General features: G+C 68.7%; 11 protein-coding genes and 1 pseudogene. 4 read left to right on the top strand and 8 right to left on the bottom strand.

Annotated features, from left to right (window positions below):
- Nucleotides 1–10 precede the first annotated feature (10 nt).
- Entirely contained in the window at nucleotides 11–2,881 is a 2,871-nt protein-coding gene (locus ACOGW9_RS05745) for a molybdopterin dinucleotide binding domain-containing protein (RefSeq protein ID WP_419909232.1), read from the top strand.
- 5 nt (nucleotides 2,882–2,886) lie between these two features.
- On the opposite strand, the gene ACOGW9_RS05740 is transcribed toward ACOGW9_RS05745, so the two are convergent.
- Nucleotides 2,887–3,639: a hypothetical protein gene (locus tag ACOGW9_RS05740; protein ID WP_419909230.1), complete on the bottom strand. Its 753-nt coding sequence runs from the start codon at nucleotides 3,637–3,639 to the stop codon at nucleotides 2,887–2,889.
- Nucleotides 3,640–3,686: 47 nt separating this feature from the next.
- Here ACOGW9_RS05740 and ACOGW9_RS05735 point away from each other — a divergent pair, with 47 nt between their 5' ends.
- Nucleotides 3,687–4,595, top strand: coding sequence for an alpha/beta fold hydrolase (locus ACOGW9_RS05735; protein ID WP_419909228.1), 909 nt, complete (start codon nucleotides 3,687–3,689; stop codon nucleotides 4,593–4,595).
- Here the strand turns inward: ACOGW9_RS05735 and ACOGW9_RS05730 are convergent.
- A complete protein-coding gene (locus ACOGW9_RS05730) occupies nucleotides 4,487–5,353 on the bottom strand; it encodes an alpha/beta fold hydrolase (protein ID WP_419909226.1) in 867 nt (288 codons plus the stop codon). The genes ACOGW9_RS05735 and ACOGW9_RS05730 overlap by 109 nt on opposite strands.
- A gap of 55 nt (nucleotides 5,354–5,408) precedes the next feature.
- Complete coding sequence (locus ACOGW9_RS05725) at nucleotides 5,409–6,947, bottom strand: alpha/beta hydrolase (protein WP_419909224.1); 1,539 nt, start codon at nucleotides 6,945–6,947, stop codon at nucleotides 5,409–5,411.
- A 75-nt stretch (nucleotides 6,948–7,022) separates the two neighbouring features.
- On the opposite strand from ACOGW9_RS05725, the gene ACOGW9_RS05720 reads away from it, so the two are divergent.
- Together ACOGW9_RS05720 and ACOGW9_RS05715 are read left to right on the top strand one after the other, a co-directional pair.
- Nucleotides 7,023–7,805, top strand: coding sequence for a crotonase/enoyl-CoA hydratase family protein (locus ACOGW9_RS05720; protein ID WP_419909222.1), 783 nt, complete (start codon nucleotides 7,023–7,025; stop codon nucleotides 7,803–7,805).
- Nucleotides 7,802–8,452 (top strand): class I SAM-dependent methyltransferase, encoded by a 651-nt coding sequence (locus ACOGW9_RS05715; RefSeq protein WP_419909331.1) that lies wholly within the window; start codon nucleotides 7,802–7,804, stop codon nucleotides 8,450–8,452. Before ACOGW9_RS05720 ends, ACOGW9_RS05715 begins: the two co-directional genes overlap by 4 nt.
- A gap of 3 nt (nucleotides 8,453–8,455) precedes the next feature.
- Here ACOGW9_RS05715 and ACOGW9_RS05710 read toward each other — a convergent pair whose 3' ends face one another.
- The 5 genes and pseudogenes from ACOGW9_RS05710 to ACOGW9_RS05690 all read right to left on the bottom strand — a co-directional run bounded on the left by ACOGW9_RS05710 (nucleotide 8,456) and on the right by ACOGW9_RS05690 (nucleotide 14,107).
- Entirely contained in the window at nucleotides 8,456–8,758 is a 303-nt protein-coding gene (locus ACOGW9_RS05710) for a hypothetical protein (RefSeq protein WP_323672729.1), read from the bottom strand.
- A gap of 71 nt (nucleotides 8,759–8,829) precedes the next feature.
- Nucleotides 8,830–9,303, bottom strand: a complete 474-nt coding sequence (locus ACOGW9_RS05705; protein WP_419909329.1) for an AMP-binding enzyme — start codon at nucleotides 9,301–9,303, stop codon at nucleotides 8,830–8,832.
- A 42-nt stretch (nucleotides 9,304–9,345) separates the two neighbouring features.
- Nucleotides 9,346–10,460, bottom strand: a pseudogene (locus tag ACOGW9_RS05700) (AMP-binding protein); the annotation flags it as partial.
- A gap of 79 nt (nucleotides 10,461–10,539) precedes the next feature.
- Complete coding sequence (locus tag ACOGW9_RS05695) at nucleotides 10,540–11,670, bottom strand: epoxide hydrolase family protein (protein WP_419909219.1); 1,131 nt, start codon at nucleotides 11,668–11,670, stop codon at nucleotides 10,540–10,542.
- Nucleotides 11,671–11,731: 61 nt separating this feature from the next.
- The gene (locus tag ACOGW9_RS05690; RefSeq protein WP_419909217.1) at nucleotides 11,732–14,107 is read right to left on the bottom strand and encodes a CoA transferase; all 2,376 of its coding nucleotides are present in this window, start codon (nucleotides 14,105–14,107) and stop codon (nucleotides 11,732–11,734) included.
- Nucleotides 14,108–14,329: the final 222 nt, after the last annotated feature.

Raw genomic sequence — 14,329 nt, 5'->3', positions numbered from 1 at the left:
ACGAACTGTCATGACCGATCAGGATCAATCCGCGGGCGCCGCGATGCGCCTCGGCTCAGCCGTCCCGCATAGCGAATGGCACAACTGGACCGAGCTGGATGCGGCGTCGTGGCCCGAACGCGTCGAGCGCAACTACTCCTTGGTGCCCACGACCTGCTTCAACTGCGAGGCAGCCTGCGGGCTGGTCGCGTACATCGACCGGGACACCGACGAGGTGGTGCGCTTCGAGGGGAATCCGGCCCATCCTGCTTCGCGAGGCCGCAACTGCGCCAAGGGACCCGCCACGATCAACCAGGTGCACGACCCCGAGCGGATCCTGCACCCGCTTCGCCGCACCGGCGAGCGCGGCAGCGGCGGCTGGGAACGGATCAGCTGGGACACCGCATTGGGCGAGATCGCCGAGCGCATCCGCACCGCGATCATCGAGGGCCGCCGCGACGAGATCATGTACCACGTCGGCCGGCCGGGCGAGGACGGCTACACCGAGCGCGTCTTGACGGCGTGGGGCATCGACGGGCACAACAGTCACACCAACGTCTGCTCCTCGAACGCACGCGTCGGGTACGCCAGTTGGATGGGCCATGATCGGCCCTCATCCGACTTCGCCAATGCCGAAGTGATCTTTCTCATCTCGAGCCATCTCGAAGCCGGGCACTACTTCAACCCGCACGCGCAGCGCATCATCGAAGGGCAGCAGCGCGGTGCCAAGGTCATCTGCGTGGATCCCCGGCTGTCCAACACGGGAGCCAAGGCGGACCATTGGCTGCCCGCGTGGCCGGGGACCGAGCCCGTCCTGCTGCTGTGCCTGGCGCGCCTGCTGATCGAAGCCGGAACCTGGGACCGCGCCTTCGTGCACCGATGGACGAATTGGCAGACCTACCTGTCGCAGACTCGCCCCGATCTGCCGCCCGTCTTCGAGTCAGTCGAGCGGGCGCTGCTCGAGGCCTACGCCGACTACACGCCCGAGCGGGCTGCGGAATTGTGCGGACTGGATGCGGATGAGCTGCGCGACATCGCTGTATTGATCGGCAACGCGCAGAGTCGCTTCGCATCCCACAACTGGCGGGCGGCCGGGGCGGGCAACCTGGGCGGCTGGCAAACGGCCCGCTGCCTGTTCTTCCTCAACGTGCTCACCGGCTCGGTGGGCACGCCCGGCGGCACGACAGGTGCCGGCTGGCACAAGATGAAGCCGGCACCTCCGCTGCGGCCGCCGGCGTCCGATCACTGGAATGAGCTCTCCTGGCCGCCCGAGTACCCGCTCTGCCACCACGAGATGTCGATCCTGCTGCCGCACTTCCTGCGCGAGGGGCGGGGGCGTCTGGATACCTACTTCACCCGCGTCTACAACCCTGTGTGGACGAATCCCGACGGTTTCAGCTGGCTGGAGGCGCTGTCCGATCCTGAACGCGTCGGCTGCCACGTCGCGCTGACGCCCACCTGGTCCGAGACGGCGTGGTTCGCCGACTACGTGCTGCCGATGGGCGTCGGCTCCGAACGCCACGACCTGGCGTCCTTCGAGACCCACGCCGGCCAATGGCTGGGATTCCGCCAGCCGGTCATGCGCCGCTACGCAGAGTTGGCCGGGCGAGACGTAGGACCGCACAGCCGCACCCACGAGTTCAACCCAGGGGAGGTGTGGGAGGAGAACGAGTTCTGGATCGACCTGTCGTGGCGGATCGACCCCGACGGTTCGCTCGGCATCCGCAAGTGGTTCGAGAGCCCTGCCAGGCCCGGCGAACCCATCAGCGTCGATGAGTACTACGGGGCGATCTTCGCCGATGAGGTCCCCGGGCTGGCAGACGATGCCGCTGCGGCTGGCCAGTCGCCGCTGGAGTTCATGCGAGACCGCGGCGCCTATGCCATCGAGGGCGACCCCTACGGCCACCACGAGCGCGTCGTTGCGCAGTCGCAGCTGCTGGGAGCGGTGCTCGGCAACGATGGGGTGTACCGGCCGCAACGTGACACGGTCGGCGCGGCGTCAGCGCCGCTGCCGCCGCTGGGCGACGGTGCGCTCGGAGTGCACGTGGCAGGCGCGGCTCGGCAGGGCTTCCCGACGCCGTCCCGCAAGCTTGAGCTCTACTCGACGACGCTGGCCGATTGGGGCTGGCCCGAGCACGCCACGCCCGGCTGGATTCCCAGCCACGTGCATTGGCAGGATCTGGACCTCGCCGGAGACGAGCGGATCCTGGTGCCGACCTTCCGAATCCCGACGCTGATCCACACCAGATCCGCGAACTCGAAGTGGCTGGCGGAGATCAGCCATCGCCACCCGCTGTGGATCCATCCCTCCGATGCCGAGGCGCTCGGCATCGATGTCGGCGGGTTGGTGCGGATCTCTACCCGGATCGGTCACTTTGTCATCTCGGCATGGCGCACCGAGGGCATCCGCCCAGGTGTGGTGGCCGCCTCGCACCACATGGGTCGCTGGCGGCTCGACCCTGCCGCGCAATCCGACGCGCAACCCGGCGGGGACGGTGACGGGCCCAAGTCGTGGGCCGGCGGTCCCGCAGAAATCGATCGGGACGGCACTACCTGGCGGCTGCGGCGCACGGGGTCGATGGCGCCGTTCGCATCAGACGATCCCGACTCCGAGCGGGTGTGGTGGAACGACACCGGCGTGCATCAGAACCTGACCTTCTCCGTGCAGCCCGATCCCGTATCGGGCATGCAGTGCTGGCACCAGCGCGTGCGCGTGACGCCGGCTGAGGCCGGTGATCGCTACGGCGACGTGGTGGTGGACACAGCACGTGCGGCGGAGGCGTACAGCGAGTGGCTGGAGATGACCCGGCCTGCGCCTGGTCCCGGCGGTCTGCGGCGCCCGCTGTGGCTGTCGCGCCCGCTCAAGCCCCAGGCCGAGGCGTACCGATTCGAGCCGAGCTAGCTGGGCTAGCTGGGCTTGTGGGCCTTGCGGGAGCCGGCTTCCCAGTCCTCCATCTCGGGGTTGTCAGACATGGTGCCCAGCACGCGCAGCTGCGGGGCCTCGCGCAGCGACCGCTTTAGCTCGGCGAAACCGGGAAAGCGTGCGAGCTCGATGACGGCATTCCACAGCGGGACCGCCTGTTCGTCGGTGGGCACGCGGGAGATGACCGGTCCGAAGAACGACAGCCCGTCCGGCGGTTCGACCGTGATGATCGGTGTGCCGACATCGCGCCCGGTGCGGCTGAGCGCCAGCTCGGTCTCGGCCTCGATTTCCGCATCCCAGCTCTCGTCGTCGACGGCTGATGCGAAGTCGGTGGGCAGCCCGGCGGACGCCAGTGCTTCTGCGGTGTGGGATTCGGTGCCGATGCGGTCGCGCAATCCCGAGCCTTTGGGCATCTCCCAGTAGTGCTGGCCCATCGCGTCGTACAGCGGACCCATGACGTCGCGGCCGAGCTCTGCCCGCACCGCAGCGGCGGTGCGCAGCATCCGCAGCCCCGCCGTGTGCCCCTGCTCGTATCCCGCAGGGAATTCGGTGGCGTAATCGCGGTGTTTGTTGAGGATGCGCAGCGAGATGAATCGCCAGTCCACCGAGTAGCCGGTCTGGGCGACGACCTTTTCCACCCAGCGCGAGGTGATCCACGCGAACGGGCAGACCGGATCCCAGAAGAACTCGAGATCGGGGGGTGCCTCAGCGCCCGCGGCGGCGTCTGTAGTACTCATGCGCGCATGGCTAGCACATGTGCTGTCCCCACACGCCGGGACCCGGCATGACCACTGTCGGCAGCGACATGGCAGCGCCGGAGATGGTCGAGGTCGCCGACGGGGTCGAGCTCGCGCTGCATTGCTTGGGGGGCGATGGCCCGCCGCTGCTGTTCGTGCACGCGACCGGCTTCAACGGTCGGGTTTACGGCCCGCTCGCGAGCCGCCTCGTCGAACACTTCACCGTGTGGGCGCCCGACCTGCGGGCACATGGCTGGAGCCCGCCGCCCGCGGACCGCGACTACCTGTGGACGACGCTGGCAGATGACCTGCTGGCGATCGTCGATCACTTGGGCATCGCCGCTGGAGAGCTGGATTGCGTCGGCCACTCGATAGGTGCGGCCACGCTGCTGCTGGCCGATGCACGGCGACCCAGCACGATCCGGCGGATGTACGGCTACGAGCCCGTCGTGTGGCGCGTCGAAGACAAATTCGGTCCTGGGGAGAACCCGCTGGCAGAGTTCACCCACAAGCGGCGCGAGACCTTCGCGTCCCGCGGCGAGGCCTTCGAGCGGTACGCGCCTCGCCCGCCGTTCGGCACCATGAGGGCCGATGCCCTGGCGAGCTATGTCGCGAACGGGTTCGAGGACCTGCCCGACGGCACCATCCGGCTGAGGTGCCGCGCGGCAGACGAAGCGGCGACCTACGACGGCGAGTGGGTTTCGACGACTGCCTTGCTTGACGGCAGCCAGACACGCGTGGCCATCGGCAGGGGACTGCAGCTACCGCCACGCGAAGACGCGGACATCGGAGTGCCCGCACACGAGGCGCTCGCCAACTCATGGCTCATTGAGTATCCGCAGTTGAGTCACTTCGGACCGTTTGAAGACCCCGATCTCATTGCAGCCGACGCGCTCGAAGCGCTGTCGGGCAGGCTCGGCGCCGGCGCGCAGGCTGAGACGAACTCGGCGAGATAGCCCGCCACCAGTTCGGGCTGATCGCAGTGAGCGACGTGGCCGCAGTCGGCCAGGAGATGACCTTCGGCCCCTCTTACCCGCTCAGTGATCGTCCACACCTGCGCGTCGGTGGCGTACTGGTCGCCGTCACCCTGCAGCACCAGCACCGCGCAGTCGATGCGTTCGAGCAAGGGCCGCATGTCCCACAGGCTGAACCGAGGTGTCAGCCAGGCATCCCGCCAGCGCTCGAACGCGAGGCGGGGATGGTCGTGGTGGCGGGCCAGTCCCGAGATGACCCGCTCGCGCTGACCGTCGATGGCGCGGATGCCCTCGATACAGACGTCCTCGATGAAGGTGTGGGGCGCGATGACCGCGACGCCGAGCGGGCTCACGGAGCCTGTGGCGGCGGCGATGAGGGCGATGGACGCTCCGTCGCTGTGCCCGATCAGGATGGGTCGACCCACGTCGAGCTGTTCGAGCACCGCGGGCAGCACGTCGGCGGCCTCGCGTTCCATGAAGCCGTCGGCATAGGTCTGCGGGAGGGGATCGGAGCGCCCGTAGCCGCTGCGGTCATAAGCCACCACGTCGAGCCCGCACCGGTGCGCCAGCACCTCGGGCAGGTAGCGCCACTGGGTGATGCTGCCCAAGCCCTCGTGCAGCATCACGACGGTGGGACGCTCGCCGGCCGGGCCGTGTTCGAAGGCGTGCTCGGGCGGCATGAAGCGTCGCCAGGCGATGCCGACGCCGTCGACGGCGATGCGCCCGTCTTGGGTGCTCACGCCAGCGTGGAGGGGATCGGGGGTTCGTCCGCCGCTGCGGTCACGGGATCGCCGCTCAGCCCCAGGCGCGTGCAACAGCGCGGGGCAACTCCTCGATCCACTGGATGAGGTCGTGCCCGCAGACACGCTCGGTCCATTCGTGGGGCGACTTGGCGAAGTGCAGCCAGGCCGCCCATGCCTCGGTGGCCTGGTGGAAGCCGCCTTCGAGCGTGCCGGCGCACAGGTGCACGAATGGCGCCTCGGCCGCGTTCCAGTTCATCTGCTCGTTCGGCGGCATGCCGGTGGAATAGGCCATGGCGTGGCCGAACTTGTCGCGGTGCATGTGGCCGACGGCGAGCGCATGGCCGCCGCCGTCTGATGCGCCGAACACGCCGCGCTCGCTGCGATTCTCCGAGACGCCGAAGGTCTGGGCGGCCCAGGCCGTCAGCTCCTCGACGAAGAACCGCTGGTGGCGGTCGAAGCGGTCGTTGTCGAAGCCCGGCAGGTACTCCATGGCACGCTCGTTGCCGTAGCCGCCCATGGGCGCTGAGTGTGCTGCCACGAGCACGAAGCGGGGCACGGTCTCGTTGGTGATGCCGGCATCGAGACGCCTGATGTACGGGCCGATCATGCCGCCGTCGGTGGCGTAGAGGACCGGCAATCGCGCGGCGGCCGAGTGACCCGGCGGCAGGTACACCGTCACCGTGCGCTTGGAGCGCAGCGCCGTGCTGTCAATGGTGTGCACCTGCGAGGTGCCGCGCAGCTCATCATCAGGGTGTGAGGGCATTTCCGCCGGCGCGTCGGGACCGCGGAAGCGATGGGGTACCGGCCCGCGCTGGCCGCCCAGCAGGCTGCCCGCGTCGTCGAGCGGCCAGAAGCCATAGCCGATCACGGCTTCTGGCAGCCGTTCGATGCGCACGCTGAGCGCCCACAGGTCGCCGCCGTCGCCATTGGCGCCGTTCTCGTCGATGCGCCACATCGGCAGCTCGATGACCGGCCCCGGCAGCACACCGGCGGCATCGCTGCGGCAGACGAAGGTGAGCTCGTCGCCGTCGGCCCAGCAGCCGGCCGGATCGGCGTCGAGCTGCGAGGCGAGAAACCCCGGCGACGGATCCCTCCAGACCCGGCACATGCGCTGGCCGGGCGGCAGGCCCGGGGTGTCGGCTCGTTCGCGGCTGAGCTCACGGTTGCGGCGATCGATCTCAGCGCGCCGTTGAGCCAGCGTCGGCAGGCCGATGCGATTGCGGGACTCGTCATCGACCGAGCCATCGACGGGTGCCAGCACGAGGTCGCCCAGGTGCTGTGTGACCACGGTGCCGAATTGCTGGGGCCGCCCGCTGAGCAGGCTCATCTTGTCGGCGCATTCGGCGAACACGACCCCGGCACCTGCCTGCCCTGAGCGGTGTGCGCGAGCGGCCAGCTCGCCTGCGATCGACAGCATCTGGGGACCGCCGTGGACGCTGAGTGCCCGGGCAGCGCGTAGGGCCACTGGGCCATCGGCCTGCTGCAGGTTGGGCGACCGAGCCAGCAGCTGGACCAGCAGCGGGGCCTCGGACGGCTCAGCCATTTCGATCCGCGCCAGCAGGTCGCCCACCTCGTCGCCGCTGCCGTTCATTACGCGCTCCGAGTTCCGTATGGTGCCTGGTCGCATCGCGAGGCTACTGTCGGCGCCTGAAATGGAGGAATTTCCGTGAGCGAAGAACCCCTCGTCCTCGTCGAGCAGCGTGGCTACGTGCAGATCCTGACGCTGAACCGACCCGATGCGATGAATGCATTCAACATGGACTTGTCGGTAGCGTTGGGAGAGGCGCTCGATGAGCTCGACGCCGATCCTGATGTGCGCGTCGGTGTGATCACCGGTGCCGGACGGGGCTTCAGCGCCGGCATGGACCTCAAGGCGTTCGTCAGCGGCGGCGGGATCGATGCGATGCCGAACCCGGCTGGCCGCGGCTTCGGGGGCATCGCCGAGCGCAGCGCGGCCAAGCCGCTCATCGCCGCGGTGGAGCGCTTCGCCCTGGCGGGAGGGCTGGAAGTGGCGCTGTCGTGCGACCTGATCGTGGCATCGGAAGGCACCATGCTCGGCATTCCCGAGGTAGGCGTCGGGCTGTTCGCAGGTGCCGGCGCGCTGCTGCGCTTGCCGCGCCAGCTCCCCTACAGCCTGGCCATGGAGATGGCGCTGACCGCCGAGCCGATCACGGCCGAAGTCGCGCACCAGCACGGCATGGTGAACCGGGTCTGCCCGAAGGGCGAGGCAGTGAACGTGGCCGTCGAACTCGGCGAGCGCATCGCCCGCAATGCGCCGAAAGGCGTGCGTGCCTCCAAGGCGCTGATCCGCAACGTGCTCGGCGTGTCCGAAGACGACTTCTGGGCATTCCAGCAGCCGGCGCTTGAGGATGTCTTTGCGTCGTCCGATGCCATCGAGGGCGCGACCGCCTTTGCCGAGCGGCGTGACCCGAACTGGGAGGACCGCTGAGCCGCTGGGCTGAACGAGGCGACATACCCCGCGGCGCCGAGTACGACGACCGCTGGGCCCGCAAGGCGGCGCGCGGCGAGTCGATTCATGGCGAAGCCGATTTGGTTGATTCGCTGCTGCCGCGAGGCGGCAGCGTGCTCGACGCAGGGTGCGGCACCGGCCGGGTCGCCATCGAGCTGGCCCGGCGCGGCCACCACGTCGTGGGCGTCGACTTGGACCCCGCCATGCTCGACCTCGCACGCGACAAGGCGCCCGAGCTGGTGTGGATCCAGGGCGACCTGGCCAGCACTGTCATTTCGAGAGATTCCGGCATTTCGAGCGACCCGGGCATACCGAGCGACATCGGCACTTCGAGCGACTCCGGCGAGCGGCGGCTGTTCGACGCTGCGGTGGCCGCGGGCAACGTGATGATCTTCCTCGAACGCGGCACCGAAGCCGCGGTGATGGCCAACATCGCCGCGCATCTGCGCCCTGGTGGCGTGCTGGTGGCGGGCTTCCAGCTCAGCGACGGCTACCTGGCGCTGCATGTGTACGACGCACTCGCCGAACGCAACGGGCTCGAGCTCGACGCCCGTTACTCAACGTGGGAAGGCGCCCCGTTCGACGGCGGCGACTACGCGGTGTCGGTCCACCGCCTCACAGGCTGACGCTCAGTCGGTAGGCAGGCGGGCGAGGAGCTCGATCTTGCGCTCCTCGTACTCGTCGAAGCTGATTTCGTCGTTGTCAAATTGGGTCTGCACCTCTTCGACAAGGCGGATCAGATCTGCCGCAGACAGTTCCTCATCGAGGTTGCCGTCGAGCACAGCGCCCGTGCCCTCGGGCTCAGGTGTCTCGTTGACCAGCGGACCGCTCTGGGGAATCTTGCCCATGCGCTTGGCGCGCTTGGCCTCGGCCTTCGCCTTCTTGGCCCGGTCTCTCTGCAGTTTCTCGAACGTTGTGCGACCGGCAGCCATGTCAATACCTCGCGTCTGTCCAGCGGACCATGCTACTGGCGACCTGCCCCAATCCGAATGCAGGCGAGAGGTCAGCCGGAGGGCCAGGCGTGGTCGGCATAGTGGGTGCGCAGGAGTTTCTTGTCGATCTTTCCTGTGCCCGTCAGCGGGATCTCGTCTGCGACGACGATGTCGTCGGGAAGCCACCACGACGCCACCCGGGGCCTGATCGCGTCGAGCACGGCGCCGGCATCGAGGGTGGCACCGGCGGCGAGCTCGACGATGAGCAGCGGCCGTTCGCCCCAGCGCTCGTGCGGCAGGCCGATGACCGCAGCGGCCGCCACACCGGGCGCAATGAGCGCAGCGTTCTCCAGCTCGATCGAGCTGATCCACTCGCCGCCGCTCTTGATGACATCCTTCGATCGGTCGGTCAGGGTCAGGTAGCCCTCGGCGTCGAGAGCACCCACGTCGCCCGTGCGCAGCCACCCGCCCTCGGCGGGCGACAGGTGCGAGTCGGCGAACGCGCCGGGGTCGGCGAGTTCGCCTAGGTAGTACGCGCCGCACATCCACGGACCCCGTGCCTGTATCTCGCCGACGCTGCGACCGTCATGGGGCAAGACGTTGCCTTGGGCGTCGACCACGCGCAGCTCGATGCCATACAGCTCGCGGCCGGCTTTGGCTTGGCGGTCGCGCTGGGCGTCACGATCGCTGCGCTCGACCCGGTGCGTGAACCGACCCGACGTGCCCTGGGTCATCTCGGTCATTCCCCAGACGTGGCTGACCGTGACGCCGTAATCGTCCTCGAGCGTGTCGATGAGCACCCGTGGCGCGGCTGAACCTCCGACAGCCACTTTCTGCAAGGAGGGCACGCTTCGACCCGTGTCCTGCAGGTACTGCACGACGCCGAGCCAGATCGTGGGCACTCCCGCCGAGAACGTGATGTCCTCGGCTTCGATGAGATTCACGAGGGCCTCGGGCTGAGGTCGGGGCCTGGCAGCACGAGCTTTGCGCCGCTCATCGCGGTGGCGAACGGCAGTGCCCAGCCGTTGACGTGGAACATCGGCACGGTGCCGAGCACGGCGTGGCCCGAGTGGACGTCGTGGCCGTCACCGGTGCAGGTGGCCCAGGTCTGCAGCACGATCGACCGGTGGCTCTGCAGCACGCCCTTGGGGTTGCCGGTGGTGCCCGACGTGTAGCAGAGCGTTGCGGCCGCACGCTCGTCGAAGTCGGGCCACGCCGCAGGGCCCGGTGCGGCTGCGATCCAGTCCTCGTACGCGATCTCGCCGGGAAGGCCCGCAGGCGCATCGAGCCGGCCGAGCACCACCCAGCGGCGAACCGTCGGCGTGCGCGGGGCGAGGCGCACAGCGATCTCGACAAACGACTGGTCGACCAGCACCACGCTGTCGGCGGCGTCATTGAGGATGAAGGCGAGCTGGTCGTCATGCAGCCGGGGGTTGACGGTGTGCAGCACGGCGCCGATGCCGGTGATGCCGTAGTAGGCCTCCAGGTGGCGGTGGTCGTTGCACGCAATGGTCGCGACGCGTTCGCCTGGCCCGATGCCGTCGGCGACCAGCGCTCCGGACACCAGCCGGGCCCGCTCGGCCACCTCCCGCCAAGTACTGCGCGTGGTGACCCCCGCCGAGTCCACAGACACCACATCGGTGCCGGCATGGCTGCGGGCCGCATAGGAAATGAGGCTCGAGACCAGCAGCGGCCGATCCATGGTGTCGCCGAGCAGCAGGGGCTCGGCGGGCCCTGTCGTCATCGGCGACGACTCGATGCCAGCCGCCGTGGGCCTCCGCTCATCGGAGCAGGCTGAAGAAGGCGCGCACGTCGTCGACGAACAGCTCGGGCTGCTCGAAGGCTGCGAAGTGGCCGCCCGCGGGCATGTCGGTCCAGTGACGGATGTCGGAGTAGATCGGCTCAGACCATGAGCGCACCGGGGGGATGATCTCGGCCGGGAACTTGGCAACGCCGGTCGGAACGTCCACTGTCATGCGGGGGAGCTGCCGGAAGCTCTCCCAGTACAGGCGGCCCGACGAGGCTGCGTTGGCGTTCAGCCAGTACAGCATGACGTTGTCGAGCATCTCGTCGCGGCCCAGCGTGTTCTCCGGGTGCCCGTCGCAGTCGGTCCAGGCCCAGAACTTCTCCAGGATCCACGCCGCCTGACCGGCGGGCGAATCGGTGAGGCCGTAACCCAGAGTCTGGGGGCGGGTGGACTGCTGTTTCGAATAGCCGGAGTCCCAATCGTTGTAGTGCTTGGCCTTGGTGAGGGCCGCGATCTCCTCGTCGTTGGGCTCGCGATCCTTGGGGCGGCTGCCGCGCATCACCATGTTCAGGTGGATGCCGATGCAGCGGTCGGGGTGACGGCTGCCGAGCGCGCTGGTGACGGCTGATCCCCAGTCGCCGCCTTGCGCTCCGAAGCGGTCGTAGCCCAAACCAGTCATGAGCTCAGCCCAGCAGTCGGCGATCTTCTCGATTCCCCAGCCGGGCTCGGTCGGTTTGGCGCTGAAGCCGTACCCGGGCAGCGATGGGCAGATCACGTGGAAGGCATCGGACGCATTGCCGCCGTTTGCGACCGGATCGGCCAGGGGTTCGATGACCTTGTGGAACTCGACGACTGAGCCGGGCCAGCCGTGGGTGATGACGATCGGCATCGCGTCGGGCTCGGGGGAGCGGACGTGGATGAAGTGCACGTTCATGCCGTCGACGTCGGCCATGTACTGGTCGAACCGGTTGAGCGCGGCTTCGCGGGCTCGCCAGTCGTAGGTGTTGGCCCAGTAGTCGCAGACTTCCTGCACGTAGGCGAGGGGGATGCCTTGGGACCAGTCGTCGACCGGTTCGGTGTCTGGCCAGCGGGTTCTTGCCAGGCGGTCCCGCAGGTCCGCCAGCTGCTCGTCCGGGACGTTGATCTGGAACTGTTCGATCTGCATCCGAGCACGGTAGTCGGCTGGGTGCGTTTGCTCCCGGGGTGTGCGAGGGCAGGCGCGCCTGTCAGTCGTAGATGAAGCCGAGTTCGGCCGGGGGCGGCAGTTCGCCTCCTATGTGGCCGTTGGCGCGGAGGTTGGCGATCTCGTCTGGGCTGAGGCCGGCTACTTCGGTCATGACCTCGTTGGTGTGTTGGTCGAAGCGGGGGGAGGGACCGGCTTGGTTCGGGCGGACTCCATCCAAGGTGAATGGTGACGCGATGTGGCGCATGGGACCCGTGATTGGGTGATCGACGATCTCGATGCGTTCGGCGACGCGCTGGTAGTTGGGGGCCGTCCATGGGTCCCAACAGAACTCGGTGCGGGCGCCGGCCAGCCGCAGTACGGCCTGCAGGTCTGCCCGGGTTCGAACGGGCTCGCCGCGGTTGGTCTCAATCTCTTCGAGCAAGCCGAGGATCACGCCGACCGCGTTGTGGCCCGCGGCGGGAGGGGCTGGGTCGGTGTCGGCGATGACGGCTAGGTATCCGTCGGTGCCTTGGATGAAGCCGCTCCAAGGGATGCCGGGTTCCCGGTTGCCCATGCGGCCTATGTCCCGGCCTGCAGTCGAGGCCAGCACGAGTGCTTCGCCGCTGTGCTGCCAGGTTCCTTCCTGCTGGGAGATGTCGATCTCGATGCCTTGGCCGGTGCGCTCGACGTGGTGCAGGCCGCTCAGCAGGGCGAATCCGGCGGTGATGCCGGCGATGGGGTCGGGGAAGTAGATGTTGGAGATGCGGGCGCCCTCGTGCTCGTAGCCCTGCCGGTGACCCATCCCGCCCATGGCCTCGATGATCGAGCCGAAGCCCACCGCGCCCGCATAAGGGCCGTCGACGCCGAAGGCGGGCATGCGCACCAGCACAATGCGGGGGTTGACCTCGGCCAGCGCCTCGAAGTCGAGCCCGAGCTGGGGCAGCACATGAGCCGAGAAGTTGGCGACCAGGGCGTCGCAGTTGCGCACCAGCTCCATGAAGGCGGCGCGGCCCTCGGGCGTGGCGAGCGTGACGACGCAGTCGCGCTTGCCCTTGTTGACGGCGTTGAAATGCCCGCCTGCCTCGTAGAAGCGATTGTCGTGGACGAGGTGTTCGAGGCCGGGCGCCATGCCATGGTCGTAGGGCCGCTGGGTGCGGAAGCCGTCGAAGGGGTTCTGCGCTTCGATCTTGATGACGTCGATGCCGAGCGGCGTGAGCAGGTTGCCGATGTACGGCCCGGCCCAGGCAATGGTCATCTCGATCACCCGCAGCTCGCGCGCCGGTCGCAGCGCCACCGTGGGGGCATCGGCTGGCGGGCATGTGTCAGCGCCCTGACCGCCGACTCGTTGACCCGGCACGGGCAGGCCTGGCGCGGCGAAGGGCTGGATGGGCGCCAAGGCGGTTGCCGCCGGTGTCTCGACCTCGCCGAGGAAGCCCCGTTCGGTGAGATGTTCGTCCGCCAGCGCGTCGAGCGGCGTCATCACCATGCCGACGGCCCAGGGCGTTTCGAGCGCGAACTGGAACAGCTCCCGCTTGGTCCGAGCGGCATACCAGGGCTCGATGACCTCACGGATCTTGTCGATGTGGCGGGCCCGGCGGTGGCGATGGCTCAGCTCGGGGTCGTCGATCCACTCCGGCATGCCGAGGTGCAGGCACTGCATCTCCCAGTCGTCCCGACGGATCGAGCCCGGGCACACGAAGCCGTCGGCGCAGCGGATCGCACCCGACGGGTATGCCGTGGGCGGGTGCGGCCCCACCATCGGGCGGCGCCGTTGGCAGTGCAGCGAATCGCAGTAGCAGAGCTCGACGGCGGTCAGCAGCGCTCCCAGCCACGACACATCAATATGCGTCTCGGGCCGCCTGCGGATGAGGTGTGCAGCCCACGCGGCGAGACCGCCTGCGCAGTACTGGGCCTGCCAGCCCGGCAGGCGCAGCGGCTCGGCGCCCTCGTCGCCGTTGAAGCCCAGGAAGCCGGTGGCGGTCTGCACCAGCAGCTCGTCGGCGATGACGCCGGGGTCGCGGGCATCGGCGCCCCAGGCCGTCACCGTCACGAGCTTGGGCACTCGTTGGCCCTCTGCCGCACGGGCGGCCATCCGCTGGGGATCCCACGGTCCGTCGGCAAGCCCGGCCAGCGTGTCGCTGGCGATCACCACGTCGGGCCACGAGGGGTCCACGCCGTCGGCAGCGCAGTTCAGCTTCCCTGCGTTCAGATGCACATACAGCGGGCTGAGCTCGTCGGATCCCAGCGGGATGTCGTCAACAGGTTGACGCCGGGCAGGGTCGCCGACGGACGGCTCCACCTTCACCACGGTTGCCCCCGCACCCGCCAGCAGCCGTCCGGCGTACGGGCCGGCGATGCCGGTGGCCACTTCCAATACCCGCATCCCCGCCAGCGGCGGTGCGTCAGCTTCAGTGGCGCGATCGGCCGAGGTGGGCATCGGATCACCGTACCGTCGGCGGCCCCGGCACAGCGGGTCGGCGGCGGGTCGAGCGTTTCGCTGGTGTGTGGGGCTGCGGGCGTGGGGGCTGGGGTGCTTGTGGTTGTCGTGGTGTGTGCTGCGGCGCGGCCGGTCGGCTAATGTGCGGCGCGACTCTCGCTCAGGAGGTGCACATGCCCGCCAGGACCGTACACAACGCTTCGGGGTTCGCAGCGGCGCCCT

The sequence above is a fragment of the Candidatus Poriferisodalis sp. genome, from assembly GCF_965203655.1.
Taxonomy (GTDB): Bacteria; Actinomycetota; Acidimicrobiia; order Acidimicrobiales; family Poriferisodalaceae; genus Poriferisodalis.
The sequence above is the reverse complement of the archived record's forward strand: the minus strand, read 5'-3'. Positions and strand labels throughout refer to the sequence as shown.